Below are 3919 nucleotides of genomic sequence, written 5' to 3'. Positions count from 1 at the left end.
AATGCGGGCGGCCAGGCCGGCGCGACCCGGCCGTTCCTTCTCTCTGAATATTCGACCAATATCGTCAACGCGCATCAGCTCCAGCTGATCGCGCTCGATACTAAGGCGAACTACACCCTCGGCGCCGACATCGACCTCGGCCCCGCCTTGACCAACCCGTCGGAACATTGGTTCACGCCGGCCAATACGCCCTACCCGATCTCCGGCTTCAACCCGATCGGCCAGGGGGGCAATCAGTTCACCGGGACCTTCGACGGCCAGGGCCACATGATCTCGAACCTGACCATTCAGCGCCCGACGGACGCATTGAACGCAGCAATATGGACCGGCTACAATGTGGGCCTCTTCGGCTATGTCGGCGGCGCGGGCGTGGTGAAGAACGTCACCCTCGCGGGCGGCGGAGTTAGCGGTTATCAGAGGGTCGGCGCTCTCGTCGGCAAGAATCATGGCCTCGTGCAAAGCAGCTCAGCATCCGTTTCGGTCATCGGCGACTCATATATCGGTGGCCTCGTCGGCTGGAGCTATGGAAGCATTATCGATAGCAGCGCCTCCGGCGCCGTCAATGGCAGTGGCAATGTCGGCGGACTCGTTGGCGGGAATAACTTCGTCGTCGAACATTCCTACGCGACTGGCGGAATAAATTCACCCGGTGATTATGCTTCGAACGCAGGCGGATTGGTCGGAGCAAATGTCGGCGCAATTACGCGATCTTACGCGACCGGAAGCGTCTCGGGCAATCGGTCATTGGGCGGGCTCGTCGGGGAGAACTACACCGGCGGCTCCATCAAGCAATCCTATGCGACCGGAAATGTGAGCGGCGTCGGAAATGTTGTTCACAACGTCGGCGGCCTCGCTGGCGGCAATGGGGGCTCTATTTCAAAATCCTACGCGACGGGCGCGGTGAGCGGCGCCAACCCTGACGGGGACATGGAGGTCGGGGGCCTTGTCGGGTTTAACACCGGCTCTATCAATCAATCCTATGCCGAGGGCGCGGTCGGCGCCACCAGCGCCGCTTATGGCGGCGCTTTCGGGGGCGGTCTCGTCGGTTCGAACGACGGTTCGATCACGCAATCCTATGCAACGGGAATGGTCAACGTCGGCGCCTATAGCGGGGCTTACGGGGGTGGCCTTGTCGGTTCCAACGACGGGTCGATCACGGCTTCCTATGCGACTGGTGCGGTTTCAGGTCACGGCGGCGGCGTTGAGATTGGCGGCCTCGTTGGCGCCAACGCCGGAGTCATTAATAACACTTATGCGGCTGGCGTGGTCGTCGGAACTGCCAGCCTGCTTCTTCATCAAGACATTGGCGGCCTCGTCGGCGTTAACGACGGCTCAGGTTCAATTACGAAATCCTACTCGACTGGAGCAATATCTGGTCTGCCGCTAGATGTATCCGGGACGAGTGTCGGTGGCCTCGTCGGAAAGAATTGGGGCTCGATTTCCGAATCATATGAGACTGGAATGGTCGAAGGTCCCGCCTACAACGACAGCACAGGCGGACTCGTTGGGATTAACAATGGCTCCATATCGCGATCTCACGCAACGGGATCAGTTAGTGGAGGTGTCGACACGGGGGGGCTCGTCGGTTCTAACAGCGGCTCGATTACGCAGTCATATGCGACTGGCGCGGTGACCAGCGGATTTGATTCTGTAGGGGGCCTCGTCGGGTCGAATGCTACCACTGGTGTGATTGCGCAATCCTACGCCACGGGGGCAGTCACGGGATTCTCCAGCATCGGGGGCCTCGTCGGCTGGAACGCCGGTTCGATTTCGACCTCCTATGCATTGGGAGCGGTTACTGGGGAAGCCTTCGTGGGCGGCCTCGTCGGAACCAACACCGGCATGGTTTCGAATTCCTATTCCACTGGAGCCGTCGGCGGCCTTCTTACAGCGCCACAAATATTAGCGGCCTCGTCGGTACAAACTCCGGCTCCGTGACGTCTTCCTATTGGGACACAGAAACCTCGGGGCAAAGTAAAGGGACAGGGAGTAATACCGGGTCTTTCAACGCGGTCGGTCTGCCCACCGCTGAGTTTAAATCGGGCTTGCCTTCCGGCTTCGATCCCAAGGTGTGGGCAAGCAATTTCGCTATAAATAACGGCTATCCGTATCTCAAGAGCGTTCCTCCGGCGCCATAGCTCTTCCTCTGAATCAAGCCAGTGCTCCGTTCCTCGCCTCGTGCAATCGCGTACGTCTCCACCGCGAAAATCGCGCTGCCGAATCAAATTCGGATGGGTCATCCCCAAAGTAACCATCCGGCCTGAACCGCGGGTTATGTCGGTTGCATTTTTTTGCGCGGCGGCTTTCGGGCCCATCTTTTTGCGAGCGCTTCGACATTGGCTTTGAGGGCGTCGACGTCGAGAAGGCTTGGGTCGAAATCCCCATCGGCCCATTCGCTCATTTCCTCATGGCGCTCGTGGTTGGGATCGGCGAGCGCTTCCAGCATCTCGGCGTAGCCCCAGGGGCCGCCGACGTCCTCGGGAGGACAGCGTCCGCTCGCCTCGACGAGGCGGGGATAGAGGACGCCGGGTTCGGGATCGGTGAGGCGTTTGATCTTAATCGTGTGCTCCCAGCCGTCGCCGAAGTCATAGAGGTAGCGCAGCGTCTTGACGCCGACATCCTCGAGAATGTCGATGAGCTTCGCCTTGCGCGCATCGAGCGGGCCATCAGGCCAGTCCGGGTCGGGCAAGCCCTTCCAGCGCCGCCAGCGCGGATTTCATAGAGGTGGCTGTCGGTCCAGCTCATCGCCGCCTGGATGGTCAGGTGCAGGCGGTCGAGTTTTATGGCGAGAGGAACCTCGATGCGGCGCAGGACTTTGGGTTCGACGTCGTCGAGAGTGATTTTGAGGCGAGCAATCGCAGGGGCGGTCATGCCGCCAGTTTACGACTTTCCCGTTCCGCCGCCCAGCGCCAGGGCAGCAAGGCGGCGAGGTCCGTGATTTTGTGATCGTTGATGCGCGCCAGCACGTCAGCGAGCCAGGCCTGCGGGTCGACGCCGTTGAGCCGCGCCGTCGCGATCAGCGTATACATCACCGCGGCCCGCTCATCGCCGCGATCGGAGCCTGCAATTAGCCACGACTTGCGCCCGAGCGCCACACCCCTCAACTCGCGTTCGGCGGCGTTGTTCGTCAGGCAAATGCGTCCGTCGTCGAGGAAGCGCGCGAAAGCGCTCCAGCGCTTCAGCATATAGTCCATCGCCTTGGCCACATCGGAGTGACGTGAGAGTCTTGCGCGCTCGGCGCGCATCCATTCTTCGAGGACAAAAACCAGCGGCGCGACGCGCGCGCGGCGGAAGGCGAGGCGTTTGTCGGCGGGAAGGCCGTTGATCTCGCGTTCGGCGTCGAAAATCACGTCGATGCGCTTTACCGCCTCCAGCGCCAGAGGCGCGATGGCGGATGTCTTGCCGCGCGCCCTCTCTCGCGCATTGGCGGCGACGACCGCCAGCACGAAGAACTTGCGCCTGCCGTGGCTCCAGCACGCCGCTTCTGTGATCGCTCCCGGCGACCGCTCGGGCGCATAAAGGCGATTGTAGCCGGAATAGGCGTCGGCCTGGAGAATGCCGGCATAGTCCACGAGGTGGCGTTCTGGATGCTCGGCGGTCCGGTCGCGCGAATAGAAAAAGACCGCCGCCGGGGGATCTACGCCGCCAAACGGGCGGTCGTCGCGCACGTAAGTCCAGAGCTCCCCGTCGCGGTCTTGCCCTTGGCCAGAACCGGCACGGTGGTGTCGTCGCCATGCACGCGGGCGCCGGCGAAGACATGCGCCAAAACAAGATCGTAAAGAGGCTGCAAGACCACGGCGCAGCCGCCGACCTGATCGGCGAGCGTCGACAGCGCGATCGGCGCGCCTTCGAGCGCATAGCGCTCGGCCTGACGGTTCAGAGGCTGATGCTGGCCGAACTTCTCGAAGGCGATCATCGC

3 protein-coding genes and 2 pseudogenes are annotated in these 3919 nt (G+C 61.8%); 1 reads left to right on the top strand and 4 read right to left on the bottom strand.

The genetic code is table 11. The features are described 5' to 3' along the window. On the top strand, positions 1-1938 hold a 1938-nt coding region (locus tag BM177_RS19125; RefSeq protein WP_280140598.1), incomplete at its 5' end, for a beta strand repeat-containing protein. 334 nt (positions 1939-2272) lie between these two features. On the opposite strand, the gene BM177_RS19120 is transcribed toward BM177_RS19125, so the two are convergent. The 4 genes and pseudogenes from BM177_RS19120 to tnpC all read right to left on the bottom strand — a co-directional run. Next, positions 2273-2689, bottom strand: a complete 417-nt coding sequence (locus BM177_RS19120; RefSeq protein WP_342028946.1) for a plasmid pRiA4b ORF-3 family protein — start codon at positions 2687-2689, stop codon at positions 2273-2275. Positions 2690-2757: 68 nt separating this feature from the next. After that, a pseudogene (locus BM177_RS21060) lies at positions 2758-2871 on the bottom strand (IS1096 element passenger TnpR family protein); the annotation flags it as partial. Next, entirely contained in the window at positions 2868-3029 is a 162-nt protein-coding gene (locus BM177_RS20870) for a transposase domain-containing protein (protein WP_244532459.1), read from the bottom strand. The pseudogene BM177_RS21060 and the gene BM177_RS20870, both read right to left, overlap by 4 nt. Next, positions 3012-3916, bottom strand: a pseudogene (gene tnpC, locus BM177_RS19115) (IS66 family transposase); the annotation flags it as partial. The pseudogene tnpC and the gene BM177_RS20870, both read right to left, overlap by 18 nt. Positions 3917-3919: the final 3 nt, after the last annotated feature.

Origin of the sequence: Methylocapsa palsarum (genome assembly GCF_900114285.1) — a bacterium.
Classification (GTDB): domain Bacteria; phylum Pseudomonadota; class Alphaproteobacteria; order Rhizobiales; family Beijerinckiaceae; genus Methylocapsa; species Methylocapsa palsarum.
Note: the sequence above shows the minus strand (reverse complement) of the source record. Positions and strands in the feature narration are given on the sequence as shown.

What these genes read in the sequence shown, in the direction of transcription:
- BM177_RS20870 (WP_244532459.1), bottom strand. Translation starts at nt 3,029, where the DNA reads ATGTATACGCTGATCGCGACGGCGCGGCTCAACGGCGTCGACCCGCAG.